This window comes from Synechococcus sp. CBW1107, assembly GCF_015841355.1.
GTDB lineage: Bacteria > Cyanobacteriota > Cyanobacteriia > PCC-6307 > Cyanobiaceae > Regnicoccus_A.
This window is the reverse complement of the sequence record NZ_CP064908.1, coordinates 1274442-1301165: the sequence shown is the minus strand read 5'-3', so window position 1 is coordinate 1301165 and position 26724 is coordinate 1274442. Positions and strand designations below refer to the sequence as shown.

Genomic DNA, 26724 nt, shown 5'->3' with positions numbered 1-26724 from the left:
GTCTTTTAGAATGGTAGCAGTACGAATCCAGATCAGTTGGGATATCAGGTAGAAATCGAATCAGGGCGTGAAGCTTTTTCGTATCTGATCAGAGCCTGGCATGAGCGCAACGGCTGGTCTCACCGGGTGCTGCCCGGCCTGGCGGAGGTGCTCGACCTGGGTCGGATCCACGCCTCCCAGGTGTCGATGCTGCGCAACCGCAAGCTCGCCTCTCCCGGCCCTGAGGTGTTCCTGGCTCTTGGCTGCATCAACCAGTGGCTGGCGGCCGGCGCCGATGCCCACGGGACCCCCCTGGCCGGCCACCCCGACCTGATCGAGGCCCTGGGTCAGGGGGCCCTGCCCCTGCTCAGCGACGACGGAGTGCCCCTGGGACCCGGCGATCTGCTGGAGATCTTTGTGGGCCTGGTGCCACCGCCACGGGCCTTCGATCTGCGCATTGCCGAGGACGAAGCGGCAGGCCTCAGTTTCGCCCTGGCCGAGTTGCTCTGCGCCGGGCGGCCCTGGCGGCTCTGCCGCGACCAGGTGCTGGCGGCCTACCCGGTGGCCAAGACCCAGCGCCGGGAGCGCTTCGCGGCGGTGATGAGCGGCCAGCGTGATTACAGCGCCGCCGAGCTCGATGCCGAGCTGATGGACCTGCACCGCACCCTGGTGGGGCTGGGGGTGGCCGCCGAGCAGGAGATCAGCGCCGACCGCTTTCTGGAGGTGCTGCGCCACAAAGCCCGCCTGCAGCAGCAGACGGGCCGGGAGGATCTGGCCGAAGCGATCCGTCAGGAGCTGGTGGCCGAGGGCAGCGGCTGACCCACATGGGCCACCCGGATCCGTTTGGCCAGACCCAGGGCGCGCAGCACCTTGATGTGCTGCCAGGTGATGTCGAACTCGAACCAGCGCAGGCCGTGGCGCGCGCTGGCGGGGTGGGCGTGGTGGTTGTTGTGCCAGCCCTCGCCGAAGGAGAGGATCGCCACCCACCAGCAGTTGCGCGAGAGGTCGGGGCTGTCGAAGTTGCGGTAGCCGAAGGCGTGGGTGGCGCTGTTCACCAGCCAGGTGACGTGATAGACGATCGCCAGCCGCAGAGGGATGCCCCAGAGCACCAGACCCAGCCCGCCGCCGGGCACGCCGGCCCGCTCGCCGTACCACCAGAGTGCGGCACCCAGGGGCACCTGCAGCAGCAGAAACCAGCGGTCGAGCCAGCGGTAGAGGGGATCACGCTGGAGATCGCCGGTGAAGCGACCCATCTGGCGCACCGCCGGAATGTCGTGGAGCATCCAGTCGCTGTGACTCCACCAGAGGCCGCGGCCGGCATCGTGGTGGTCATTGGGCTGGTCGGAATACTTGTGATGGTGGCGGTGCAGACCCACCCACTCGATCGGTCCGCTCTGGCAGGCCAGGCTGCCCATCAGCACCAGGGAGCGCTCGAGCCATTTCGGCGCCACGAAGCTCCGGTGGGCCAACAGGCGGTGCAGCCCCAGGGTCACACCCAGCACCGTGGTCCAGTAGAGGGCCGCCAGCACCAGCACCCCCTGCCAGCTCCAGAAGCGGGGCAGCAGGGCGAAGACGGCACCCACGTGGATCGCCAGCATGAAGCTGGTGGTGCCGAACTTGTACTTGCGCTGGCTGGGGGGCAGAGGCTGACGGCGCCCGCTCACCGACGCGCGGATGGCGGCGTCCTGATGCTCGGCGGCGTGGCCCCGCAGGGCCTGACCCGCAGACCCGATCTGGGGCAAGGCGGATGCTGGATCTGAAGCGGCAACCAAATGAACTCTCGCGATGGTGGCGCAGGCTTGAGTCCGTCATCTCCCCTGCGGCGGGCGATCCCGTTGCAGGGAACCCATCAGGCTGAGGTGTGACCCTGGCCTGGGATGTCGGCGGATATGTAGCCGATGCATCGCCGTGAAATCTAGCGGCGTGGAGGAAGCCCCCAGGCAGCATGGCGCCGCGAGCCGGTTTCAGGCCATGACGACAGCGGCAATGAGCGCGGGAGCCCACAGCGGCTGGGCCCGGGATCGGGTGGCCGCCGCCGCCGAGCGGATCGCTCCGCTGGCGGCGGTCCGCACCGCGGCCGTCCAGCCGGCCCTGGCGCGGGTGCTTGACGCCTTTGCCGCCGAGCGGCTCGGCACCCACCACTTCGCCTCCGTCAGCGGTTACGGCCATGGCGATCTGGGCCGGGAGGCGCTCGATCGGGTTTTCGCGCGGGTGCTCGGAGCCGAAGCCGCTGCCGTGCGCCTGCAGTTCGTCAGCGGCACCCATGCCATCGCCGCCGCCCTGTTCGGTGTGTTGCGCCCCGGTGATCGCCTGCTCGCCCTCACCGGCCGCCCTTACGACACCCTCGAGGAGGTGATCGGTCTGCGTGGCCATGGTCAGGGCTCCCTGGCCGACTTCGGCATCCATTACGACGAGCTGCCGCTCACGGTCGCCGGCGCGGTGGATGAGGACGGCCTGGCGTCGGCCCTGGCGCCGCCCACGCGCATGGTGCTGATTCAGCGCAGCTGCGGCTACAGCTGGCGGCCCTCCCTGAGCGTGGAGTCGATCGCCCGTCTCTGCGAGCGGGTGGAGGCCCTCCGTCCGGGCTGCATCCGCTTCGTCGACAACTGCTACGGAGAGTTCGTCGAGGGCCTCGAGCCGACGGCGGTGGGAGCCGATCTGATCGCCGGCTCGCTGATCAAGAACCTCGGCGGCACCATCGCTCCCACCGGCGGCTACGTGGCCGGCCGCGCCGAGCTGGTGGAGCAGGCCTGCTGCCGGCTCACGGCACCCGGCATCGGCAGCGAGGGCGGCACCGGTTTCGATCTCTATCGCCTGCTGTTCCAGGGGCTGTTCCTGGCGCCCCAGATGGTGTCGGAAGCCCTGATCGGCGCTGAACTCACCGCCGCGGTCTTCAGCGATCTGGGCTTTGCCGTTCAGCCCCGGGTGGGGGAGCAGCGCAGCGATCTGATCCAGGCGGTGCGCTTCGGTGCCCCCGAGCCCCTGATCCGTGTGTGCCGGGCCTTCCAGTCGTGCTCGCCGGTGGGGAGCTATCTCGATCCGGTGCCGGCGCCGATGCCCGGCTACGCCAGTGAGCTGGTGATGGCCGGCGGCAGCTTCATCGACGGCAGCACCAGCGAGTTCTCGGCCGATGGCCCCCTGCGCGAGCCCTACGTGCTGTTCACCCAGGGCGGCACCCACCGCAGCCACGTGGCCCTGGCGCTGGAGCGGGCCCTGGCGGCGCTGGGCCCCGGAGGGTGCTCCTGAGCGCGCCGGCCCCCCGGGAGCCACACTGGACCCAACCGTCTTCCGGTCCGCGATGGCCCTCCAGGTCCCCGACGACTGCCGCTACGCCGACAGCCATGAATACGTGCGCCCGGAGGGGGAGCTGGTGAGGGTGGGGGTGAGTGCCTTCGCCGTCGACCAGCTCGGCGACATCGTCTTCGTGGAACTGCCCGAAACCGGCACTCAGCTGGAGCGCGGCAGCAGTTTCGGCACGGTGGAATCGGTCAAGGCCGTCGAGGAGATGTACGCCCCGATCAGCGGCACCGTGGAGCTGCGCAACGAGGCGGTGCTCTCCAGCCCCGAGGAACTGCAGAACGATCCCTATGGGGAGGGTTGGTTGCTGCTGCTGCGCCCCAGCGATCCCACCCAGCTCGACGATCTGCTGGAGCCCGACAGCTACCGCGCCAAGCTGGCGGGCTCCTGAAGGCTGGTCTGCCGGGGCGAAGTCCCTAGGATCCTGCGCTAAGCCGGACCGGGTGGCGTGAGCGTCGAGAGCAGCAGCGACAGCGCCGTGGCCGGCGCCCCCCGGGGTCCATCTCCTTTTCTGCAACGCCATCTGGGCCCATCCGCCGCCGAGCAGGCCCGGATGCTCGAGCGCGTGGGCTGCACCGATCTGGAGGGCTTCGTGGCGGAAGTCGTTCCCGCTGACATCCTGATTCCAGCCAGCGCCGCCGAGCAGGATCTGCCCGAGGGCGTCGGGGAGGCCCAGGCCCTGGCGGAACTGCGCCGGATCGCTTCCCTCAACCAGGTGCGTCGCAGCCTGATCGGCCTGGGGTATTACGGCACCGCCACCCCGGCCCTGATCCAGCGCCATGTGCTGGAGAACCCCTGCTGGTACACCGCCTACACCCCTTACCAGGCGGAGATCGCCCAGGGGCGGCTGGAGGCCCTGCTCAATTTCCAGACCCTGATCAGCGAGCTCACAGCCCTGCCGATCGCCAACGCCTCGCTTCTGGACGAGGCCACGGCGGCGGCCGAGGCGATGTCGCTCAGTGCCGGTGCCTGCCGCCGCGGCGAGGCCCGCCGCTTCCTCGTGGATGAGCAGGTGTTTCCCCAGACCCTGGAGGTGCTGCGCACCCGGGCCGAGCCCCTGGGGATTCTGATCGAGACCTTCGATCCAGCCACGGTTTCTTCAGCCAGCAGCAGCGCGGCCGCTGCTGGCGATCAGCTCTTCGGCTCCGATGTCTTCGGTGTGCTGCTGCAACTGCCCGGCAGCCGTGGTCGTCTCCTCGATCCCACGGCGGTGATCGCGGCGGCTCACGAGGCCGGCGCCATGGTCACCGTCGCGATCGATCCCCTCGCCCAGGTGCTGCTGGAGCCCGTGGGTGCCCTCGGCGCCGACATCGCCATCGGCAGCAGCCAGCGGTTCGGGGTGCCCCTGGGCTTCGGTGGACCCCACGCCGCCTTCTTCGCCACCACCGAGGCCCACAAGCGCCAGATCCCCGGCCGTCTGGTGGGCCGCTCCCTCGATGCCGAGGGCCGGCCGGCCCTGCGCCTGGCTCTGCAGACGCGCGAGCAGCACATCCGCCGCGACAAGGCCACCAGCAACATCTGCACCGCCCAGGTGCTGCTGGCGGTGATGGCCGGTTTCTATGCCGTGCACCACGGGCCCGAGGGGCTCAGCGCCATCGCCCGGCGGGTGCTGCGCCTGCGTGCCGCCCTGGCCCTGGGGCTCGCTCGCCTCGGCTTCCAGTTCGATGCCGGCCCGGCCTTCGGCACCCTCAGCGTGCTCACGGCCGAAGCCGCCGCGCTGCTGGAGCGGGCGGAGGCCGCCGGCTTCAACCTCAGGCCGCTCATGTCCCCGGTCGGGGTGCTGGAGGGGGTGGCCCTCAGCCTCGATGAGCGCAGCGATGAGGCCGAGATCGACCAGCTGCTGGCGCTGTTCGCCGCCGCCGCCTCTGCCGAAGCCCCTTCGGCCGCCGCCCTGCTGGCCGAGCTGCCCGCTGATCAGGAGCTGCTGGCGGGCCTGCCCCTGCGCCAGGGCCCCTGGCTGCGGCAGGACGTCTTCCAGCGCTACCGCAGCGAGTCCGAGCTCCTGCGCTACATCCAGCGCCTGGCGTCCCGCGACCTCTCCCTGGTGCACGGGATGATCCCCCTGGGGAGCTGCACGATGAAGCTCAACGCTGCCGCCGAGCTGGCGCCGGTGAGCTGGGCCGAGTTCGCCGACCTGCACCCCCTGGTGCCGCCCTCCCAGGCCAGGGGATATGCCCGTCTGATCGCTGATCTGGAGAGCTGGCTGGCGGTGATCACCGGTTTCGCTGGCGTGTCGTTGCAGCCCAATGCCGGCTCCCAGGGGGAATACGCGGGCCTGCTGGTGATCCGCGCCTGGCACCGCAGCCGCGGCGACGATCACCGCGATGTCTGTCTGATCCCCACCAGCGCCCATGGCACCAACCCGGCCAGCGCGGTGATGGCGGGCCTGCGGGTGGTGCCTGTGGCCTGTGACGACAAGGGCAACATCGACCTGGTGGATCTGGAGGCCAAGGCCCAGACCCATGCCGCCTCCCTGGCGGCGGTGATGGTCACCTACCCGTCCACCCACGGGGTGTTCGAGCCCGGCATCCGCCGTCTCTGCGACGTGATCCACCGCCATGGCGGCCAGGTCTATCTCGACGGGGCCAACCTCAACGCCCAGGTGGGCCTGGCCAAGCCGGGCCTCTACGGCGCCGATGTCTGCCACCTCAACCTGCACAAGACCTTCTGCATCCCCCACGGCGGTGGTGGCCCCGGGGTGGGGCCCATCGGGGTGGCCGCTCACCTGGTGCCCTTCCTGCCCGGTCAGGCCCAGGGCATCGGCGCGGTGGCGGCGGCCCGCTGGGGCAGCGCCGGCATCCTGCCGATCAGCTGGATGTACATCCGCATGATGGGGGGCGCGGGTCTGCGCCAGGCGAGCTCCATGGCCCTGCTGGCGGCCAACGTGATCGCCGAGCGCCTTGAGCCCCATTACCCCGTGCTCTTCCGGGGACCGGGCGGTCGGGTGGCCCATGAATGCATCCTCGATCTGCGACCGCTCAAGCGCAGTGCCGGTCTGGAGGTGGATGACCTGGCCAAGCGTCTGATGGACTACGGCTTCCATGCCCCCACCGTGAGCTGGCCCGTGGCCGGCACGGTGATGGTGGAGCCCACCGAGAGCGAATCGCTCGCGGAGATCGATCGGTTCTGCGAGGCCCTGATCGCGATCAGGGCCGAAACGGCGGCGATCGAGGCCGGCCAGGTGGACCCCCTCGACAACCCGCTCAAGCGTGCGCCCCACACCCTGGCGGCCGTCACGGCCGATGACTGGGGCCGTCCCTACAGCCGGCAGCAGGCCGCTTTCCCCGCCGGGGAGGGCCAGCACGCCACCAAGTTCTGGCCGGCGGTGGCCCGCATCGACAACGCCTACGGCGACAGGAATCTGGTCTGCACCTGCCCATCGGTGGAGGAGCTGGCGGCGGTGCCCCTGGGGGCGGTCCCGGAAGGGGTAGCCACGGCACCAGCCCTGGCTGGCCATGGGCGTTAAGATCCCGCCAAGTTGATCAATCCACAGGTTTTCTTTTGAATCCAGGGGTTGCTTCTTTTCGTTGATCTGTGAGAAATGCGCCCGGAAGTTCCGGTTCCGCTGCTCCTTCCGACCCGCCCATTGGCCACGCCGACCCATCCATGAACGGCAACAACGACGACACTTCCGGTCCTGCGGCCATTCGTCGCCTGGTGAGGGCCGATGCCCAGGCGGCCAGTCAGCCGGGGTCGACGACCAGGCCGGGTCCGTCCCTGCCGGCGGTGCCCTCCGCCCTTGTCCATTCCCACGACCGGGGAGAGATCTTCCGCGAAGAGGGCACCAATGTGCTGCGGGTCCCCTTCGGAGTGCGTCAGGCCAAGCGCCGTCGCAGCGAGCGCCCGGAGCGTTGGGCCACTGTCGTGCTGACGTTCCAGGCAGCCGGCGGCCCCACCCCCACGCCGCCCCAGGCGGCCTGAGCTCCTCAGGGGCCAGGTCTGCTGTCCGGCTCAGGCAGCCCGGGTGAGACGCCAGTCGACCAGGGCCTTCACGTCAGCCAGAGAGCTGGCGGGGGTGCGGAACGGCAGCACCGGCATCGGGCTGCGCTCAGGCCGCACCAGCCAGGTGAGATCGGCCTGGGGCATCAGCACGAAGCCGCGGTAGCGAACGATCCAGCGCTTGGGTTCCAGATCGGGGACCACACGCAGGGCAGGGGCGTAGGGATCGTGGGTCGCCATGACCAGGCGCGCGATGGAACGTCGGAATCCATTGCAGGGGCAGGGCTGATCAGGCGCAGCATCACAGGCTGCCTTTCCGAAAAACGGTCATGATTTGTCATGAATTGCCGTTCCCGTCGTCAGAAGCGGGAGCCTGGCTGCTTCAGAAACGCCAGTTCACCGGCGCTGGAGCTGCGCCCAAGGACCTCGTTGCGGTGCGGGAAGCGCCCGAAGCGGGCGATCACATCCCGGTGGCGGCGGGCAAACGCCGTGGTTTCGGCATCACAGAAGCGCTCGAACAGCTCCAGCCCCTGGTCCTGGATCGCCAGGTCCTCGCTGTGCATCAGGGGCATCAGCCAGAACTGGCGCCGCTCGCGCCTGGGTTCGGCTTCGATCCAGCCCATGGCGAGGGCCCGTAGGCTCAGCTCCAAGGCCGCGGCATCCCCGGAGAACGCCTCGGGCGTCCCGCGCCAGAGCTGTCTGGGCAGCTGATCGAGCAACAGCACCAGCGCCAGTGCTGAGTCGGGATCGTCGGCCCACGGTCGCAGCTCCCCGGCCAGGGCCCGCTCGCCGAGCGCCCCGAAGCGCTCGCGCACCTGCTGATCGAAGCCTGGATCCTTGCGGAACCACTGGACCGGCCGGCACTCCTCGAACCAGAAGTGCAGCAGATCGTGGGCGTCCGGCCCGTTCATGCCAGCTCGAACAGCAGCAGATCGGTGCCGGCAGCCCTGGCCGTGAGCGCCCCTGATCCCCTGGCCAGGAAGCCGAGGCCATCACCGGCCTCCAGGAGCCGGCTGCCATCCGGGCCGTTGAGTTCCACGGCACCATCGATCAGCTGCAGCCAGGCCTGGCGCCCGGCCATCAGGGGCAGCTCCAGGCTGACGCCTTCGCCGGGCCGGGCCCGCCACAGCCGCACCGGCCGGTGGATCGCCATGGCCCCCTGGGTCTCCTGGGGATCGAGCACCAGGGTCCAGTCGTCGCCGAAGTGGAAGGCCTTCTGCTCATAGGCCGGCTTGATGCCCCGGCTGCTGGGCTCGATCCAGATCTGCAGCAGCCGGCAGGGGCGTCCCGATTCATTGATCTCGCTGTGGACCACCCCGGTGCCGGCGCTCATGCGCTGCACCTCCCCCGCCCTCAGCACGGCGCCATGGCCCATCGAATCGCGATGGCTGAGTTCCCCCTCCACCATCACCGTGATGATCTCCATGTCGCTGTGGGGATGCATCCCGAAGCCACGGTGCGGGGCGATGGTGTCCTCGTTGATCACCCGCAGGGGGCCGTAGCCCATCCAGGCCGGGTCGTAGTGGTGGCCGAAGCTGAAGGTGTGCCAGCTCTCGAGCCAGTCGAGCCGGCCGTGGAAGCGCTCGGCCGCCGGGCGCAGCAGGGTTGCGGTGCGTGGGGTGGTGGTCATGGCAGGGCGGGGTAGTCGGTGTATCCGGCGGGGCCCGGGGTGTAGAAGGTGGCGGGGTCGGGGCTGTTGAGCGGGGCCCCACGCCGCAGACGCTCGGGCAGATCGGGGTTGGCCAGGAAGGCCGTGCCGAAGGCCACCGCGTCGATGGTGCCGGCGGCGATGGCTGCGCTGGCCTCGCTGCCGTCGTACCCCATGTTGGCGATCAGGGTGCCGTTGAAGTGTTCGCGCACCGGCGCGAGCACATCCCCATGCTGCTGGCCGAGGAGATCGCCGCGCATCACATGGAGGTACTCCAGACCGCAGCCATTGAGCCGCTCCGCCAGCCAGCGGCTGAGGCCGACCGGATCGGAATCGACCATGGCGTTGTAGCTGTTGAGCGGCGAGATCCGCAGTCCCACCAGCTCCGCCTCCTGGCGCACCGCCTCGATCACCTCGAGCACCAGGCGGGCCCGGTTCTCGATCGGACCGCCATAGGGGCCAGCGCGGCGGTTGCTCCCGTCGCGCAGGAATTCATCGAGCAGATAGCCGTTGGCGCCGTGCACCTCCACACCGTCGAAACCAGCGGCGATGGCGTTGCGGGCCGCCTGGCGGAACCCGGCCACGATGGCGGGCAGCTCCGCGTCGGCCAGCTCCCGCGGCACCACGTAGGGCTTCTTGCCCTCTGGGGTGTGGATCTCATCGCCGCTGATGGCGATCGGGCTGGGGGCCACCGGCTGCCGGCCTCCGTTGAGGAGCGGGTGGCAGGCCCGTCCCCCGTGCCAGAGCTGCAGCACGATGCGGCCTCCCGCCGCATGCACCGCGTCGGTGGTGAGCGTCCAGCCGTCGATCTGGGCCTGGGAGTGGATGCCCGGTTCACGGATGAACGACGACTCCCCCTCCATCACCATCGTGGCCTCGGCGATGATCAGTCCCGCCGAAGCCCGCTGGGCGTAGTACTCAGCCATCAGCGGGCCCGGCACATGGCCCGCCTCGGCCCGTGAACGGGTGAGGGGGGCCATCAGCACCCGGTTGGGCAGCTCCAGGGGGCCGAGCCGCAGGGGAGTGAACAGGTCGGCCATCGGGGAAACGTGCGGGTGTCGGAGATGAGGCCGGCGCTCGGGGGCAGCCGGCGATCGAGTCAGGACAGGGATCAGGCCGCCAGCAGCTCAGGTTCGCGGTAGGGCTCGAAGCTGGCCTTGCGGACCCCGCAGATCGGGCATTCCCAGTCGTCGGGGATGGCTTCGAAGGGGGTGCCGGCGGCGATGCCGGAGTCGGGATCGCCGATGGCGGGGTCGTAGATCATCGAGCAGACCTTGCAGATCCAGAGGCCGGGCAGCGGCTGGCTGGCCTCACCGGCCTTGCCCTCACCGGAGAGGGCCTTCAGGGCGATGCCGTAGCGGTCGGCATGGTGGTGCTCGATGGGGGTGAGGAAGCCGAAGTTGCTGGCGGCCTTGCGGAAGACTCCGGCATGGTCTTCCGATTCGGCGATCTGCTCGTTGAATTCGGCTTCGGCCGTGGCATCGCGTTCGGCGCGGGCCGCGGCGGCGAACTCCGGATACATGGTGGTGTACTCGTAGGTTTCGCCTTCGATCGCCAGTTCCAGGCAGCGGGCGAGCACCGCCCGCTTCTGCTCGTCCGAGAGGCTGGCGGGATCGTCGACCACCAGCTCGGGATGGAGCAGGCGGAAGTGGGCGAAGGCGTGCTCGGTCTCCTGGTTGGCGGTGTCGCGGAAGAGCCGGGTCAGCTCCGCATGGCCGAGCTTCTTGGCCAGATCGGCGAAGAAGAGGTATTTGCGGTTGGCCATGCTCTCGCCGCCGAAGGCGGCTTCAAGGTTGGCGCTGGTGAGGGGGTTGGAGAGATCCATGGACACAGAGGAGCGGGTTGGCCGGTCTCCCCAGACCCTAGCACTAAGTCGGACTGAGTATGAGTTAGCTGGATCAGTAGTTGGCGCCGCTGCGCCGCTTGTGCACCGCCGTGGTGCCTGTGGGATCCAGCACGGCGCCCTGGCTCACGACGGCGTAGATCAGCCAGTGGTCCCCGCACTCCATCCGCTGGCTCACCCGGGCCTCGAGCCAGGCCAGGGCCTCCGGCAGCACTGGCTGGCCTCCCGGACTGCTCTCCAGCTCCAGCCCCGCGAAACGGTCGGCACCGGGGGGAAAGGGTTGCAGGAACTGCTTCATCGGTCCGCTTTCCCGTCCGGCGGCCAGCACGTTGAGGACAAACACATCGCCCACGTGCAGCAGCGCCTCGACGGCGCGGTCCCTGGCCACCGCCACCGTGAGGCCCGGTGGGCTGAAGCTGGCCTGGCTGACCCAGCTGGCCACCATCGCCCCCGACAGGGCGCTCGCTCCCTCCCCCTTGCGTGTGGTCAGGACACAGAGGGAGCCCACCACGCGCCCGAGCGCCAGCACCGCCGGGTTGCTGCGGCTTTCGTTCAGGCCACCGCCGGCCACCCGCTTCTGGCGCTTCTGACGCTGCTGCAGGTCTCGTCCCAGGGCCGTGCCGGTTTCCTCCAGCCGTTTGAGGGTGGCGCCATCGGGGCTGAATTTGATCCGGATCGGCTCGAAGGCGAAGCGGAAGCCGCCGTCGCGCAGCTTGCTCTCGAGCAGATCGATGGCCTCGCCACTCCAGCCGAAGCTGCCGAACACGCCCACCGGTTTCTCGCGGTCGCCTTCCGCCAGCAGGGTGCCCAGGGCCGAAACGATCGGCGTGGGGGCATGGCCCCCGAGGGTGGGGGAGCCGATCATCAGCGCGTCGCAGCCGCGGATCGTCTGCAGGAGCTGCTCGGGGGGCGCGAATTCGCAGTTCAGGCTCTCGACCCGGACCCCTGTGCGCGCCACCCCCTGGGCCAGGGCGTCAGCGATGGCGGCGGTGTTGCCGTAGGCGCTGGCATAGAGCAGGGCCACCGAGAGCTGGGCCTTCTCCTGGCTTTCACCCCAGCGGCGGTAATCGGCCAGCAGACTGCGCCAGCTTTCGCTGATCGCCGGACCGTGGCCCGGCGCGATCGTTCGGATCGCCAGCTCATCGAGGCGGTCGACCACCGTTTCCACCTGGCGGGCCATCGGCGCCATCAGGCAGTCGTAGAAGTAGCGGCGATCCTCCTCCGTGCTGTCGCGGTTGGCCTCGGCCCAGCTCTCGCTGCAGAGGTGGGCGGCGAAGAACTTGCCGCTCATCAGCAGGCCGGTGCGCTCCTCGAAGGCCACCAGGGCACTGGGCCAGCGGGGTGTGGGGGTGGGGATCAGGGTGAGCCGGTAGCCGTTCGCCAGCTCCCGGCTCACTTCCTGCTTGATCACATCGATCGGCGGCAGCGGCGGCAGTGGGGGCTCAGCCTCCGCATCGCTGGCGGCGGGTTTGCGCTGGCTCCAGAGTTCCTCCAGCAGCCTGGCGCCGGCGTTGGAGGCCACGAGCATCAGGGCCGGCCAGCGCAGCGCCAGCTCCCGCAGCAGCGCCACCCGGTTCGGGTTGAGGTGGCCGACCACCACCTTCAGCGCCGCGTCGGCCGGGACCAGCTCCGCCAGCTGCTGCAGGAAAGGCTGCGCGAAGGAGGCCCCCGGCGGATGCACCAGCACCGGGGGGATCGGGGCGCCACCTGTCCTGCTGCCGGCCTCGAAGAGAAATGCATTGGCGGTGGTGCCCCGCTCCAGGCCGTATTCCACCTCGAAGCGCAGACGCTTGGGGCTGAGGCCCCGCAGGCAGATCAGTCCCGGCTCGATCGGCAGCACGATCACATGCCGGTCTGTGCCCGCTGCGGCGGAGGGGCGCGCGGCGGGGGAGGAGGAGGCCATCAGTAGTGGTTGCCCACCTTGCGGTGGTGCACGGCGGTGGTGGCCTCACTGTCGGCCACGGTGCCCTCCTCCACCTCGGCGTAGATGATCCAGTGGTCGGGTCCCTCCATGCGCTGGGCCACCCGGCAACCCAGGAAAGCCAGGGCATCGCCCAGCACAGGACCGCCTGCCGAGACCCCATCGAGGGTGGAGACCCCGGCGAAACGGTCGGCACCCGGCGGGAAGCGTTTGAGGAAGTGCCGCAGCAGCTCCTGGTGGTTGTCCTCGCGCAGGATGTTGAGCACGAAGCGGTCACCCACCTGCATCAGGGCCTCGATGGCCCGGTCCTTGGCCACGGCGATCGAGATCCCCGGAGGATCGAAGCTCGCCTGGCTCACCCAGCTGGCCACCATGGCGCTGCTGCGCTCCCCCTGGCGGGCGGTGACGATGTAGAGCCCGCCGCTGAGGCGGCCGAGGGCCTTGTCGAGGTCGCCATCGAGCGATTTCATCGCGGCGATCGTGCGGGCGCGGGTGAGCAGCTGGCCCAGGTCGGTGCCGGCCTCCTCGCAGCGCTGGTAATCGTTGCCGTCAGGAACCTGGCGGATGCGCAGCGGCTCGAAGGCTGATTTCTGCCCAAGGCTGCGCAGCTGGGTGGCGACGCTGTCGATCGGCTGGTCGTTGCCGCCGTAGGCGTCGTAGACCGCCACCCATTGCTTGGGTTTGAGGGCGGCGAGCAGGGTGCCGATCGACTGCTGCAGGTCCGGGTCGGTCTTGGCCGGCCAGGTGGGCACCACCACGGCGCTGGCTTCGCCCACCAGGGCCGCCAGTTCCTGGGCGTCGGTGGCGCGCAGATCCACCAGCTGCACCTGGGCTTCGGCCTTGCCGATGCCGCGGGCGATCGCCTGGCTGAGCCGGTCACAGAAGCCGTACTGGCTCACGTAGCAGACCGCGGCATAGGTTTCGCCGGCGCTGCGCTGGCTGCTCCAGTCGCGGTAGTCGCCGGTCCAGAGGCCCAGGTGATCGCGCAGCAGCGGGCCGTGGCCGGTGGCGATCATCCGGATCGGCGGCAGGGCGTCCATGCGCTTGAGGGCCTGCAGCACGCTGCGGGCGTTGGGCCCCATCAGACAGTCGTAGTAGAAGCGGAAATCGGGGGCGATGGCGCCGGGATCCACGTCGTAGATGTCGTCGCCGCAGTAGTGCAGACCGAAGGCATCACACGTGTACAGGATGCCGGTGCCGTGATCGAAGGAGAAGATCGTGTCGGGCCAGTGCAGGTTGGGGGCACTCAGGAATTCGAAGCGGTGCTGCACGCCGCTGGTTGGGTTAGTGCCCAGGTCGAGTTCCTCGCCGCTCTTGACGGCACGGCTGCGGAAGGGACGGTGCACCTGATCGGCCAGGAACTGGATCGCCACCTTGGAGGCCACGATCTCGATCTCGGGGTTGCGCTCCAGCAGGTGGCCGATCAGGCCGCTGTGATCCGGCTCGGTGTGGGACACGATCAGGTGATCGATCGCCAGCGGATCGATCTGCTCCTCAAGCAGGGGCAGCCAGGTGCCCGCGAACTTGAGATGGCTGGTGTCGATCAGGGCGGTGCGCTCACCGCGCACCAGGAAGGCGTTGTACGTGGTGCCGTTGCGCAGGCCGAACTCGATGTCGAAGCGGCTGCGGTCCCAGTCGAGGGAGCGGATCGTGGTGGTGTCGGGCCCGATCGCCTCGCACTGCAGGGAGAGGCGCGGGGGTGCAGCGGTGGCGACAGTCATCGACGGCGTCTGCGGGGACGTCGACTCTAGAAACGCCGTCGGGATTTCCTTGTTTCCTGAGGTGCCCGGGAGGGCCCAGGCCGATTCGGCCTTCTGATGGCCGCCATAGGCACGGCTTGGGCAGGCATTGCGGCTTCGCCTTCCATGCGTCGATCACTGTGCCGTCAGATAATCCACGCTTATCCGTTGGATATGAACTCTTTGCTTAACAAGGCGCCCAGTGCCACAGGGATGGAATTAACGTCTCCCGAACTTAATTTATTCGCCAGCCATGTCACACCTCTGAGGGCTCTTGAATCCTCAGGGAATTCGGTCCTCCAGCCCCAGCCCAGTCGCGAACTGCCTTGGCACTCTGCCCAGTTTCCGGCGACTGGCATGACCATCAATCACCTCCCTTCCCATTTCGGCCAAGCACCCATGACACTTGACTGAACAGGCGCCGCCAACGGGACGGCTCGTTTGAACTTTCCCGGCACAGATCAGGATTAAGCGTGAGGCCAGGCCCATCCGCCTGAGACCCTCATGTTCACCACCCACCAGGGTAGAGAACATCACGACGTCTGACTGCAGCCGACGTTTCGCAGTCCTGGGCTCTTCCCGGGCATTTCAATCACGGCAGGTGGCTTCGTTCCTGCCTATGGCGATGACAGCGGATCCGGCGCCTGCCGGCCCGCTGGCTGACGCGGGCTGAGGCCCATCAATCTGGTTGTAAACATGGGACATTTTTCGTCCCATGTCTCCATCTCACCCAATGTCCTAAATCATCAAAACATCAGAGGATCTGACTTGACCGAATTCATCACACTTTTCATCAAGCAGCTTCAGTCTCCAACACTTGGCTTCCTGATCGGAGGCATGGTCGTCGCCTCATTCGGCAGCCAGCTGGCCATTCCAGATTCGATCTACAGGTTCATCACCTTCTTCCTGCTGCTCAAGATCGGATTGACCGGTGGCATCGCCATTCGCAATTCCAACCCCGCCGAGATTTTCCTTCCGGCACTCGCGGCTGTGGCGCTTGGCATTGTGATCGTGTTCATCGGTCGTTACACCCTGGGGAAACTTCCAGGCATCAACGTGCCTGACGCTGTGGCCACAGGTGGCCTGTTCGGCGCGGTGAGTGGCTCCACTCTGGCCGCTGTTCTGCCGCAGCTGGATACCGCCAAGATCCCCTATGAGGCCTGGACGGCAGCCCTGTATCCCTTCATGGACATCCCGGCCCTGGTGACAGCGATCGTGGTGGCCAGCGTCTACCTCAGCAAGACGACCGGTAAGGCTGCCGAGAAAGTCGAGATCTGGTCGATCATCAAGGAAAGCGTGCAGAGCTCCGCCGTCACGTCGCTGCTTCTGGGTGTGGCCCTTGGCATTCTCACCAAGCCAGAGCCCGTCTATGAGAGCTTCTTCAATCCTCTGTTCCGCGGCTTCCTGTCGATTCTGATGATCATCATGGGGATGGAGGCCGCCCAGCGCATGAATGAGCTGCGCAAGGTTGCCCAGTGGTTTGCCATCTATGCTTTCTTCGCACCCATCCTGCATGGCTTTCTGGCATTCGGTCTCGGCCTTGTCATTCACAAGATCACGGGCTTCAGCATCGGTGGCGCTGTCGTGCTGGCGGTGATCGCCGCGTCGAGCTCGGATATCTCCGGCCCGCCGACCCTTCGCGCTGGCATTCCCTCGGCGAATCCCTCCGCCTATATCGGCGCCTCCACGGCCATCGGCACTCCGGTGGCGATCGCCATCTGCATCCCTCTGTTCATTGGGATTGCTCAGATGATCGGTGGTTAGGCTTCTTTCAAATTAAAACCAATCGCAACTTAAAGTCATGAGCCAACAGGTCTGGAAGCTGGTGATCGTTGGGGAGGAAATCCTCTCCAAGAAACTCATCAAGCTGATCAAGGCGGCAGGTGCCACCGGGTACACTGTGAATGCAGCTGGAGGGGAAGGCAGCCGCAATGTGCGCTCCACGGGAGATCCAATCGTCTCGCATACTCTCTCCAATGTAAAAATCGAGGTGCTCACTGGCACCCGCGAGCTGGCCGACAAGATTACCAACGAGATTGCAGCCAAGTTTTACGCGGACTACTCGATCATCACCTATATCTACCAGGTGGAAGCCCTGCGCGATCACAAGTTCTGATCTGATCTGTTTTCTATCCCGGCTGTGTGCCTGCACATGGTCGGGATTTTTCGTTTCAGGTCGTCCTAGCGGCGGCGCGGGTTCCACGCACGCAGCGGTGACGATCAGGGGTTACACAGCGGACAGTGCTGCGGATCGGCCTCGGCCCATCCATCGGGACGGGGGCGCTCCTCGGTGTGGGAGCAGCTGACGCAGCCGAAGCGCTCGGCGCGCGCCAGGGATGTGGGCCTGCCGCACCAGCCGCAGGGAAGGCCAGGCACCAGCTCCACCCCCCCCCAGCCCGGAGCGCCGCAGGCAAGGCAGGGGGTGGAGATCCGTCTGGCCAGCCTGGTGGCCAGGGTGCGCAGGCAGGCCATGCGGGTGGGGTTGCGGTGGGCGCGCATGTCGGTCTCCACCAAAGCCCGGCCATTGCTCGAGCCGGCTGCGGCTGCGCCGATCGCCTCAGCCAGCTGATGATGATCCTGCAGATCCTTGAAGAGCAGATCGTCGGCGCCAGGCCAGGGTTGATCGGGGCGCACGATCAGGCCGTGGGCGGGGAAGCCCACCCGTTGAGGCCAGCCCTCCAGCTCCGCCAGCTCAGCGGCACAGCGGTGGTCGAAATTGGTGCGGCGGGCGACCAGTCGCTCCCAGATCTCCAGGCCACGTTCCTGATCCAGGAACACCATCACCTCCAGGCCGGCCGCCAGGATGGGCAGAGCCGGGTGGGGGCCGAAGCTGCCCTCACTGGCCAGGCCGAGCGGCAGATCCAGCCACTCCATGCCCAGTAGGGCCTTGTGGCGGCAGATCGCCTCTGCTCCGTCCAGCCGCGGCTGCCGCCCGTCGAAGCTGCCGAGCCGATCCGTGTCGAGCCCCACGGGCCGCTCCAGATCCAGCTGGAGCAGGCTGCGGAACGGGCGGGCGATCGCCCTCTCCTTGCCATGCATGGTGGCCAGTGCCGCTGCACGGCCGCGGTAAAACTCCATTCCTGGGGGTGGTGCACCGGGCTGGAGCCCGGATTTGAGGCCACTACCTTAAAGAAAGGTGAGGCCAATTCTGGGGCACTGGATGTGCCTGTATTCGGTGGATTCGTGCGACTGATTGCCTGGACTTATCGCTGGCATACGTAATTCTGCCAGGCCCGAACGTCCACTGGTCAAGACTTGCGATTAAGGTCTCGCAACCGCCGCAACGGTGACCCATGTTCCATCCCTGAGGACCCTCGATTAAGCGCTCGGATTTCTGTCTCCACGTCCTAATCCGACTGCCCGCCTGATCTTTTCTTCACTCGGAATCCCGCCCTCCTTGGATGACACACCGTGTCGTCCTTCACTTTCTCCTGCCTTCCTGACCATGCTCAATCGTCGCAAGTTTCTTTCCGTTCTCAGCGCCACCCTGGCCGGCACCCTGATGCTGAATGCCTGTGGCAATCCACCCGAGAAAAGCTCAGGACCCGCTGCCGGCACGGCCCCCGTGGCTGATGCAGGTCTCGAGACCAAGTCCATCACCCTCGGCTATGTCCCCATCCTGGAAGCTGCTGCGCTGGTGGCGGGGGTGGAGAAGGGGTTCTTCGCCAAGCACGGCCTCGAGGTGAAGCTGGCCAAGCAGGCCAGCTGGCCCGCCGCTCGCGACAACGTGGTGATCGGCTCAGCCGGTGGTGGTATCGACGGCGGTCAGTGGCAGCTGCCCATGCCTCATCTGATCACGGAAGGCATCATCACCAACGGCAACAAGGTGCCGATGTACGTCCTGGCTCAGCTGAGCAGCCAGGGCAATGCCATCGCCGTTTCGAACTCCCTGAAGAAGGCCAATCTGCGGGTGGACCTCACCCCCGCTGCCCCCACGATCCTCGGCTTCCCCAAGACCGAAGGCCGTAAGTTCCGGGCCGCCCACACCTACCCCAATGCCAACCAGGACCTCTGGATCCGCTACTGGCTCGGGGCCGGCGGCATCGATCCCGACAAGGACATCGAGCTGCTGACCGTGCCCTCCACGGAGACGTTGCAGGGGATGCGCAACGGCACGATGGAGGCCTTCAGCACGGGCGATCCCTGGCCCTTCCGGATCGTGACCGACAACATCGGCTATACAGCGGCACTCACCGCCGAGATCTGGCCCGTGCATCCTGAGGAATTCCTGGGTGTGCGCGCTGACTGGGTGGACAAGCATCCGAAGGCGGCCGTGGCTCTGATCAAGGGTCTGATGGAGGCCCAGCAGTGGGCCGACAAGGCCGAGAACAAGGAAGCACTGGCGAAAATACTCAGTTCCCGCCAGTACTTCAACACTCCCGTCTCGGTGCTGGTGCCCGCGCTCAAGGCCGACTACAAGCTGGGTGCCGATCTCAAGCCCTCCACCGATCCCAAGCTGGGGCCGCTCTACTGGGCCAGCGACCGGGGCGTGATTTCCTACCCCTACAAGAGCCTGAGTCTCTGGTTCCTGGTGGAGTCGCTGCGCTGGAAGTTCCACCCCGGCAAGCTCGACACGATCGACCAGGCCAAGTCGCTGGTCGACAAGGTGAACCGGGAGGACCTCTGGCGTCAGGCCGCCACCGAGCTGGGCCTTCCCGCCGGGGACATCCCCACTGGATCCTCCCGCGGCAAGGAGACCTTCTTCGATGGCATCGTCTTCGATCCTGAGAACCCGCAGGCCTACCTCGACAGCCTGAAGATCAAGCGCTGAGTTCTCTCCAAGGCCCCCGGCACATGGACCCGCACCGGGGGCCCTTCATGGCCGAGGGCCTTCCGGGCCCCGGCCGTGCCTGTCCCATCCATCTCTTCCTCATCAGGACGACCGCGTCATGGTTTCCGTTCCCCAGCCACGCTCTGGATCCACGATGAATCCCATCCGCTGGCTGATGCTCAACCGCAGCACCTGGCTTTACCCCCTCCTGGGGATCGGCGGATTTCTGCTGGCCTGGCAACTCAGCGCCAGCCTGAATCTCACCCGCCTGCCGGGACCCCTCAGCCTCTGGACCGACGAGCGCACGCGCGAACTGCTGCTTTATCCCTTCTACGACCGGGGTGGCCTCGACAAGGGACTGTTCTGGCAGACCATGGCCAGTCTGGGACGCGTGGCCCAGGGGTACGTCCTGGCCGCATTGGTGGGTATCTCAGCAGGCATCACGGTGGGACTGAGCCCGGCGCTGAACAGGGCTCTCGACCCCCTCTTCCAGTTCCTGCGCATGGTGGCGCCTCTGGCCTGGGTTCCGATCGCCCTGGTGATCTTCCAGAAGAATCAGCCGGCGGCGATCTTCGTGATCTTCATCACGGCGGTCTGGCCGATCCTCATCAACACGGCCGAGGGGGTCCGCCAGATCCCCCAGGACTACCGCAACGTGGCCCTGGTGCTGCAGATGTCGAAAGGTCGTTTCTTCACCAAGGTGCTGCTGCCCTCAGCTCTCCCCTACATCTTCACCGGTCTGCGCATCTCGATCGGCCTGGCCTGGCTGGCGATCATCGCCGCTGAGATCGTCATGTCCGGCATCGTCGGCATCGGCTTCTTCATCTGGGATGCCTATCAGCAGAACTATGTCAGCGACATCGTGCTGGCTGTGATCTGGATCGGCGCCGTCGGTCTGCTGCTGGATCGTGGCATGGCCTGGCTGCAGAGCCGCCTCACCCCGGGCCAGTGATGGTCTTCTTTTCACCTACCAAACTCGAGCTCCGATTGAGGTCTGAACGATGACGGTACTGGTTGATGCCCTCACAGTCGAGAAAAGCTTTCCGTTGCAGGGTGGCGGAACCTACCTTGCCCTCAAGGGGATTGATCTGGAGATCCGCAAGGGGGAATTCATCTCCCTGATCGGCCACTCCGGGTGCGGCAAGAGCACCCTGCTGAACATGATCGCCGGCCTGGATCTGCCGACCGAGGGCACGGTGCTGCTCGACGGCGAAGCCATCAAGCGCCCGGGCCCCGACAAGATGGTGGTGTTCCAGAACTATTCGCTGCTGCCCTGGCTCACGGTGCGGGAGAACATCGCCCTGGCGGTGGATGAGGTGATGGGCAGGATCAGCTCCAGCGAGCGCGATACCCTCGTACAGGAGCACATCGACATGGTGGGCCTCGGCCCTGCGGCCTCAAAATTGCCCCTGCAGCTCTCCGGGGGCATGCGCCAGCGGGTGGCGATCGCCCGGGCCCTGGCGATCCGGCCCAAGCTGCTGCTGCTGGATGAACCCTTCGGGGCGCTCGACGCGCTCACCCGGGGCAATCTGCAGGAGAAGCTGATGCAGATCTGCAATGAGCACGAGCTCACCGCGGTGATGGTGACCCACGACGTGGACGAGGCGGTGCTGCTCTCCGACCGCATCGTGATGCTCACCAACGGCCCCGGCTCCAGGATCGGCGGCATCCTCGAGGTGGACATCCCCCGCCCACGGGCCCGCCTGGAGGTGGTGCACCATCCCAGCTACTACAGCCTGCGCTCGGAGATCATCTACTTCCTCAATCGCCAGAAGCGGGTGAAGCAGTGGCGGGCCCGGCCCCATGCCGTGGTGGCCCGCCATGGGCTGGAAAAGGTGAACCTGGATCTGGGCTTCCTGCCCCTGGCCGCCAGCGCCCCCCTGGCCGTGGCGGAAGCCCACGGGCTCTTCGCCAAGCACGGCCTCGATGAGGTGAGCCTGATCCGCGAAACCAGCTGGCGCGGCATCGTCGACGGGCTGGTGGACGGCACTCTCGACGCCTCGCTGATGCCGGCGGGGATGCCCACCTGGATGACGGCCGGCGGCCACGGCGGCACGCCCCTGCCGATCGTGACGCCGCTCACCCTCAGCCGCAACGGCAACGGCATCACCCTGGGCCGCCGCCTGGCGGAGCAGGGGGTGCGCACCGTGGAGGACTACCGCGCCTATCTCAAGAGCCACGAGCGCGAGCCCCACACGATGGGGATCGTGCACGAGGCCTCGATGCACAACCTGCTGCTGCGCTACTGGCTGGCGGCCAACGGCATCGACCCCGACAGGGACGTGCACCTGCAGGCCCTGCCGCCGGCCCAGATGCTCGCCGACCTCAAGGACGGCAGCATCGACGGCTACTGCGTGGGTGCCCCCTGGCTCGACCGGGCCATCCGCGACGGCCACGGCATCGCAGTGGCTGGCGATCTGGCGATCTGGCCCGGCCATCCCGGCAAGGTGCTGGGGCTGCGCGAAGACTGGGCGATCGCCTATCCCAACACCAACATCGCCCTCACCAAGGCGCTGCTGGAGGCCTGCCGCTACTGCGCCGATCCGGCCCACTGGGCCGAGCTGAGCGAGCTGCTCAGCGACCGCCGCTACCTCGGCATCAAGCCGGAGATGATCCGCTTCAGCGAGGCCAGCGCCGACGTGGACCGGGGCGGACCGGAGAGCGAGAGGGCGGTGCCGCACCACCTGTTCTTCGGGGAGGGACTGAACCGCCCCAGCCGCACCGAACACCTCTGGATGATGACCCAGATGGCCCGCTGGGGTGAGATCCCCCTGCCGCGCAACTGGGTGGAGATCCTCGAGCGCGTCTGCCAGGTGGGGGTGTTCAGCACCGCCGCCCGTGAGCTGGGCCTCGAGGTGGTCAGTTATCAGCGCCAGGGCATCGAGCTGTTCGACGGCCAGTCCTTCAACGCCGAAGACCCGATCGGCTACCTCAACAGCCAGACGATCAAACGCGATTTCAGCATTGCCGAGATCCCCCTGGCGCCACCCCGGCGCGATTGAGAGGAGGCCAGCCCCGGGCTTCCACGCGATCCGGAGTCTGGTCCTGCTCCAGGTTTCTGTCTTCCTTCGAGTTCTTCAGCGAGATCCATGATGTCCACGTTGCTTCAACCCGTCCAGGCGGGGCTTGTGTCCCCGTTCAGCGACGCCTTTCTGCGCTTCGAGAACGTCAGCAAGGTGTACCCCACCGCCACTGGCCCCTACACGGTGCTGGACGGCATCGACCTGGCGGTGAACGAGGGGGAGTTCATGTGCGTGATCGGCCACTCCGGTTGCGGTAAATCAACCCTGCTGAACATGGTCTCGGGCTTCGCCACCCCCAGTGATGGTCAGGTGGTGCTGCACGGCACTCCGATCACCAAGCCCGGCCCCGACCGCATGGTGGTGTTCCAGGGCTATGCGCTGCTGCCCTGGTTCACCGCCTACGAGAATGTGTACCTGGCGATTGATTCGGTCAAGCCGGATCTGCCGGCCCGTGAGAAGAAGGAGATCACCCGCGAGCACCTCGCCATGGTGGGGCTCACCGAAGCGGCCGAGAAAAAGATCCTGCAGCTCTCCGGTGGCATGAAGCAGCGGGTGGCGATCGCCCGGGCCCTGGCGATCCGGCCGGAGGTGCTGATCCTCGATGAACCCTTCGGGGCCCTCGATGCCATCACCAAGGAGGAACTGCAGGAGGAGCTGCTGACAATCTGGAACACCCAGAAGTGCACCGTGCTGATGATCACCCATGACATCGACGAAGCGCTGTTCCTGGCTGATCGCCTGGTGATGATGACCAATGGTCCCGCCGCCAGGATCGGCGAAATCATGGACATCAACTTCCCACGGCCGCGCAACCGCGAGGAGATCATGGAGGATCCGATCTACTACGACATGCGCAACCAGGCGCTGGATTTCCTTTACAGCCGCTTCGCCCACGACGACACGGAGTGACGCGGCCGTGAGGTGCGGATCACGAGCAATCCCCGCCCTGGCCTGGCAGCCGGGGCGGGGTTCGCTCTCTTGAGGCCGACTCCGTTGAAGCGACGGAGTCGCCTGTCTCATCCATCTCGTCCAGATCCATCCAGAGCCAACGGGGGCTTGAGACGGCGGGAGGCGGGAGCCCCCCTGGCTGGTGGGTGCGCAGGATCTCCTCAGCTCCCCGGCCGATCACTGGATGGCTCGGAGGACTGATCCGAATGCTGGGGGAAATGAGACAGATGCTATCGAAAAAATGCACGTCTTTTCGGTAGCTGCTATACGAGACGGAGATAGACGCCTTGGTCCTTGTAGCTATCGGCACCCTTGTTTCATTATCCTTGCCGGCAAGCGAAAGTCAAGAAATGCCATCGTGCGCAGAGAACCGGCAAAAAGACCTTAGAATGCAGATCTTCTGTTTACCCTGCAATCCAGGGACAGTCTTGCCTCTCAGACGATCCGGAGGCCATGGCTCAACAGGAGAGCGTTGTAGAGATTCGCCATTGCCGATCAGCAGAGTACACCTGCTAGCCAATCAGCACTTCAGGGAGAAGGTAACCCATGCCGAATAAAAAGCCAAACATTATTCTGCTTGTGACGGACGACACAGGCTATGGCGATCTTGGCCCCTACGGCGGCGGTGAAGGGAGGGGAATGCCAACCCCAAACTTCGATCGATTGGCGGCGGAAGGCATGACCTTCTTTTCCTTTTATGCCCAACCGAGTTGCACCCCGGGACGGGCGGCAATGTTGACAGGACGCATTCCCAACCGCAGCGGCATGACCACCGTGGCGTTTCAGGGGCAGGGAGGCGGCTTGCCAGCCGCAGAGTGGACTCTGGCCTCCGTGTTGAAACAGGCTGACTACCGCACCTTTTTTACGGGTAAATGGCACCTGGGCGAGGACGATTATGCACTACCCAATGCACAAGGCTATGACGAGATGAAGTATGTTGGCCTTTACCACCTCAATGCCTATACCTATGCTGATCCCACCTGGTTCCCCGATATGGATCCAGAGCTCAGGGCCATGTTCCAGAAAGTGACCAAAGGTTCGCTTTCTGGCAAGGCAGGAGAGGAGGCCAAGGAAGACTTCAAGATCAACGGCCAGTACGTCGACACTCCGGAACAAGGCGTGGTCGGAATTCCCTTTTTCGATGGCTATGTCGAGAAAGCAGCGATTGAGTTCCTCGAAGTGGCCGCCAAGGACGATCAGCCCTTCTTTCTCAGCGTCAACTTCATGAAGGTGCACCAGCCCAACCTTCCGCACCCTGACTACATTCACCAATCTCCTTCCAAGAGCAAGTACGCGGATTCGATTGTCGAGCTGGATGCCCGCATCGGGGCCATCATGGACAAAGTGCGGGCCCTGGGCCTGGAAGAGGAGACGCTTGTCTTCTGGACGACCGATAATGGAGCCTGGCAGGACGTTTATCCTGACGCCGGCTATACGCCATTCCGGGGCACCAAGGGAACTGTCCGCGAGGGAGGCAACCGCGTCCCCGCCATTGCCTGGTGGCCAGGAAAGATCGCGGCAGGCGTGAAGAACCACGATATCCTGGGCGGTCTTGATCTGATGGCAACGTTTGCTGCCCTAGCCGGAGTTCCACTGCCCAGCAATGATCGCGAGGGGCAACCGATCATCTTTGACAGCTATGACATGTCTCCGGTGCTGTTCGGCGCCGGCAAGTGTGAGCGAAAATCCTGGTTCTACTTCACCGAGAATGAGCTGACCCCAGGCGCAGTGCGGGTCAACAACTACAAGGCTGTGTTTAACCTGCGGGGCGACGATGGCGGAACCACCGGAGGTCTTGCCGTAGACTCCAACCTGGGCTGGAAGGGGGCAGAGAGTTATGTCGCGATCGTTCCTCAATTGTTTGACCTGTGGCAAGATCCGCAGGAACGCTATGATATTTTTATGAATAATTATACGGAACGCACCTGGGTGATGGTCACCATTGGCGAAACCATCAAAGACCTGATGAAAACCTATGTTCAATACCCTCCACGCAAGATGCAAGGCGAGGGGTATTCCGGCCCGATTACGCTCACCCAGTACGAACGCTTCCAGCATGTGCGGGGAATGCTCGCGAACGAGGGCATCAAAATACCAATGCCAACCGGAAACTGATCCAGAGCTGATGACGGCGGGCCCGCCGTCAGGCTGACGACCAAATCAGTGGCGAAGCCCTCACCTGCCAGTCTGATGGATTGGCAGGTAAGGGCCGGCGAGACCTTGAACGATCAGCCTTGACTGCAGGATCATCGCCCTCCTGGATTCAGGGCCAGGGCTGAGGTTGCCCTGGCAGTCACTCATCGGACGCATGAATCCCATGGTTTGAGAACGTTTCGGCGTTCCGGACCCAGCTGGAGTGGGTGTTGACGGCGGATGAAGCACACAGCGATTTGAGGGAATTCTGATCATGGCGGACAATCCAGTTGAAACCTTGCTCCAGTTGGCTGCCGGTCATTATTTACCGCGTTGTCTCCATGCCGTCGCCAACCTTGGTGTCGCAGACGCCCTGGACAACACGCCCCAGCCCGTTTCTGCCCTCGCCCAGGCGACCGGCTCAGATCCAGCGGCCCTTGATCGAGCGCTTCGGATTCTCTCCGCCAATGGTGTATTCGAGTTCCGAGGGGGATGTGTCGTGCATACTCCCGAGTCGCTCATGCTCCGTAGCGATCATCCCCAATCCATGCGTTCGCTCGTGCGGATGTTCGGATTGCCTGCCTTCTGGGCTTCTGTCGGTCAGCTGGAATATTCCATTCGAAGCGGCCAGCCATGCGCGGACAAGGTGTTGCCCGGTGGAATCTGGGGTTACCTCGCTGCACATCCTGACGACAGCCGCATCTTTGATGAAGCCATGACCAGCAAAGCTCATGGGCAAATTCAGGGTGTAATCACGGCGTATGATTTTTCGATCTTCTCTACAATCGTCGATGTCGGTGGCGGTCGAGGCCATCTGCTCCAGTCCGTGCTCTCTGAGGCACAACAGGCCTCTGGCATCCTGTTTGACCAATCCCACGTCATTGAGCAAGCGGCGGGGATGGCATCCGATCGCCTGAGGCTGCAACCAGGCGACTTCTTCAACGACGTGTTGCCAGCCGGCGATGCCTACCTGCTGATGGAAGTCATTCACGACTGGGATGACACGGCTTCAAAGACGATTTTGACGTCGGTGCGTCGCGCTGCTCACGAACACTCGAAAGTCCTTCTCATCGAGGCCATTCTGCCGGACGATCCTGGGCCGAACTGGCCCAGGACTCTGGACATCGCCATGCTGGCGATCGGCGGGCGTCAGCGGACGCTGCCCGACTATTCACAACTCTTCAGCCAATGTGGCTTGGCGATGACCCGAGCGATCGACACGGGCGCCGGGGTCTCCATTGTTGAGGCCAGTCCCATCCAGGCAGACCAACCTCCGAATGGCGCCGTCGCTCGACTGTGAGGCTGACTGTGCCGCAACAACCGGATTGAGCGCCGCGCATCCTGATTGGCACAGGACCCCCGGCATGCTGGGGACGGCGAAGAGGGGGGTATGCAGAAGTGCCGCCTCTGACGGCACTTGATCACTCAGTGCAGTCCTTCTGATGCATGAGGGTCTGCTGACTCTTGCCATCAAAGCGATCGT

General features: G+C 65.9%; 22 protein-coding genes. 13 read left to right on the top strand and 9 right to left on the bottom strand.

Going from position 1 to position 26724, the window contains the following annotated elements:
* Nucleotides 1-36: 36 nt before the first annotated feature.
* Nucleotides 37-798, top strand: coding sequence for a hypothetical protein (locus I1E95_RS06800; protein ID WP_197166471.1), 762 nt, complete (start codon nt 37-39; stop codon nt 796-798).
* Here the strand turns inward: I1E95_RS06800 and I1E95_RS06795 are convergent.
* Complete coding sequence (locus I1E95_RS06795) at nt 768-1691, bottom strand: acyl-CoA desaturase (RefSeq protein ID WP_370594587.1); 924 nt, start codon at nt 1689-1691, stop codon at nt 768-770. The genes I1E95_RS06800 and I1E95_RS06795 overlap by 31 nt on opposite strands.
* Nucleotides 1692-1950: 259 nt before the next feature.
* On the opposite strand from I1E95_RS06795, the gene I1E95_RS06790 reads away from it, so the two are divergent.
* From I1E95_RS06790 to I1E95_RS06775, 4 genes are all read left to right on the top strand, one after another.
* Complete coding sequence (locus I1E95_RS06790; RefSeq protein WP_197166469.1) at nt 1951-3225, top strand: methionine gamma-lyase family protein; 1275 nt, start codon at nt 1951-1953, stop codon at nt 3223-3225.
* 52 nt (nt 3226-3277) lie between these two features.
* Complete coding sequence (gene gcvH, locus I1E95_RS06785) at nt 3278-3667, top strand: glycine cleavage system protein GcvH (protein WP_197166463.1); 390 nt, start codon at nt 3278-3280, stop codon at nt 3665-3667.
* Between the two features lie 162 nt (nt 3668-3829).
* A complete protein-coding gene (gene gcvP, locus I1E95_RS06780) occupies nt 3830-6742 on the top strand; it encodes an aminomethyl-transferring glycine dehydrogenase (RefSeq protein WP_231594962.1) in 2913 nt (970 codons plus the stop codon).
* A gap of 140 nt (nt 6743-6882) precedes the next feature.
* Nucleotides 6883-7197 carry a hypothetical protein gene (locus I1E95_RS06775; protein ID WP_231594912.1) on the top strand — a complete coding sequence of 105 codons (315 nt, stop codon included), beginning with the start codon at nt 6883-6885 and terminating at the stop codon, nt 7195-7197.
* A 30-nt stretch (nt 7198-7227) separates the two neighbouring features.
* Here I1E95_RS06775 and I1E95_RS06770 read toward each other — a convergent pair whose 3' ends face one another.
* The 7 genes from I1E95_RS06770 to I1E95_RS06740 all read right to left on the bottom strand — a co-directional run bounded on the left by I1E95_RS06770 (nt 7228) and on the right by I1E95_RS06740 (nt 14348).
* Nucleotides 7228-7455: a hypothetical protein gene (locus I1E95_RS06770; RefSeq protein ID WP_197167596.1), complete on the bottom strand. Its 228-nt coding sequence runs from the start codon at nt 7453-7455 to the stop codon at nt 7228-7230.
* A 119-nt stretch (nt 7456-7574) separates the two neighbouring features.
* On the bottom strand, nt 7575-8126 hold the full coding sequence (locus I1E95_RS06765; RefSeq protein ID WP_197166462.1) for a DUF924 family protein: 552 nt from the start codon (nt 8124-8126) through the stop codon (nt 7575-7577).
* On the bottom strand, nt 8123-8845 hold the full coding sequence (locus tag I1E95_RS06760; RefSeq protein ID WP_197166461.1) for a pirin family protein: 723 nt from the start codon (nt 8843-8845) through the stop codon (nt 8123-8125). The genes I1E95_RS06765 and I1E95_RS06760 overlap by 4 nt, the downstream gene beginning before the upstream one ends.
* On the bottom strand, nt 8842-9903 hold the full coding sequence (locus tag I1E95_RS06755; protein ID WP_197166460.1) for an alkene reductase: 1062 nt from the start codon (nt 9901-9903) through the stop codon (nt 8842-8844). The genes I1E95_RS06760 and I1E95_RS06755 overlap by 4 nt, the downstream gene beginning before the upstream one ends.
* Nucleotides 9904-9974: 71 nt before the next feature.
* Entirely contained in the window at nt 9975-10688 is a 714-nt protein-coding gene (locus tag I1E95_RS17195) for a rubrerythrin family protein (RefSeq protein ID WP_197166459.1), read from the bottom strand.
* Between the two features lie 73 nt (nt 10689-10761).
* A complete protein-coding gene (locus tag I1E95_RS06745; RefSeq protein WP_197166458.1) occupies nt 10762-12609 on the bottom strand; it encodes a diflavin flavoprotein in 1848 nt (615 codons plus the stop codon).
* A complete protein-coding gene (locus I1E95_RS06740; RefSeq protein ID WP_197166457.1) occupies nt 12609-14348 on the bottom strand; it encodes a diflavin flavoprotein in 1740 nt (579 codons plus the stop codon). Before I1E95_RS06740 ends, I1E95_RS06745 begins: the two co-directional genes overlap by 1 nt.
* 786 nt (nt 14349-15134) lie before the next feature.
* Between I1E95_RS06740 and I1E95_RS06735 the strand changes: the two genes are divergently transcribed.
* Complete coding sequence (locus I1E95_RS06735; protein WP_197166456.1) at nt 15135-16130, top strand: sodium-dependent bicarbonate transport family permease; 996 nt, start codon at nt 15135-15137, stop codon at nt 16128-16130.
* Nucleotides 16131-16167: 37 nt separating this feature from the next.
* Nucleotides 16168-16482 carry a hypothetical protein gene (locus I1E95_RS06730; RefSeq protein WP_197166455.1) on the top strand — a complete coding sequence of 105 codons (315 nt, stop codon included), beginning with the start codon at nt 16168-16170 and terminating at the stop codon, nt 16480-16482.
* A gap of 104 nt (nt 16483-16586) precedes the next feature.
* On the opposite strand, the gene I1E95_RS06725 is transcribed toward I1E95_RS06730, so the two are convergent.
* Nucleotides 16587-17444: a DUF6671 family protein gene (locus I1E95_RS06725; protein WP_197166453.1), complete on the bottom strand. Its 858-nt coding sequence runs from the start codon at nt 17442-17444 to the stop codon at nt 16587-16589.
* 367 nt (nt 17445-17811) lie between these two features.
* Between I1E95_RS06725 and I1E95_RS06720 the strand changes: the two genes are divergently transcribed.
* The 6 genes from I1E95_RS06720 to I1E95_RS06695 all read left to right on the top strand — a co-directional run bounded on the left by I1E95_RS06720 (nt 17812) and on the right by I1E95_RS06695 (nt 26541).
* Nucleotides 17812-19137, top strand: a complete 1326-nt coding sequence (locus tag I1E95_RS06720; RefSeq protein WP_197166451.1) for a CmpA/NrtA family ABC transporter substrate-binding protein — start codon at nt 17812-17814, stop codon at nt 19135-19137.
* Nucleotides 19138-19291: 154 nt separating this feature from the next.
* A complete protein-coding gene (ntrB, locus tag I1E95_RS06715) occupies nt 19292-20089 on the top strand; it encodes a nitrate ABC transporter permease (protein WP_197166449.1) in 798 nt (265 codons plus the stop codon).
* A 49-nt stretch (nt 20090-20138) separates the two neighbouring features.
* Complete coding sequence (locus I1E95_RS06710) at nt 20139-22139, top strand: nitrate ABC transporter ATP-binding protein (protein WP_197166448.1); 2001 nt, start codon at nt 20139-20141, stop codon at nt 22137-22139.
* Between the two features lie 90 nt (nt 22140-22229).
* The gene (locus tag I1E95_RS06705) at nt 22230-23069 is read left to right on the top strand and encodes a nitrate ABC transporter ATP-binding protein (protein WP_197166447.1); all 840 of its coding nucleotides are present in this window, start codon (nt 22230-22232) and stop codon (nt 23067-23069) included.
* A gap of 585 nt (nt 23070-23654) precedes the next feature.
* Nucleotides 23655-25223, top strand: a complete 1569-nt coding sequence (locus tag I1E95_RS06700; RefSeq protein WP_197166444.1) for an arylsulfatase — start codon at nt 23655-23657, stop codon at nt 25221-25223.
* A gap of 292 nt (nt 25224-25515) precedes the next feature.
* On the top strand, nt 25516-26541 hold the full coding sequence (locus I1E95_RS06695) for a methyltransferase (protein WP_197166443.1): 1026 nt from the start codon (nt 25516-25518) through the stop codon (nt 26539-26541).
* Nucleotides 26542-26724 lie beyond the last annotated feature (183 nt).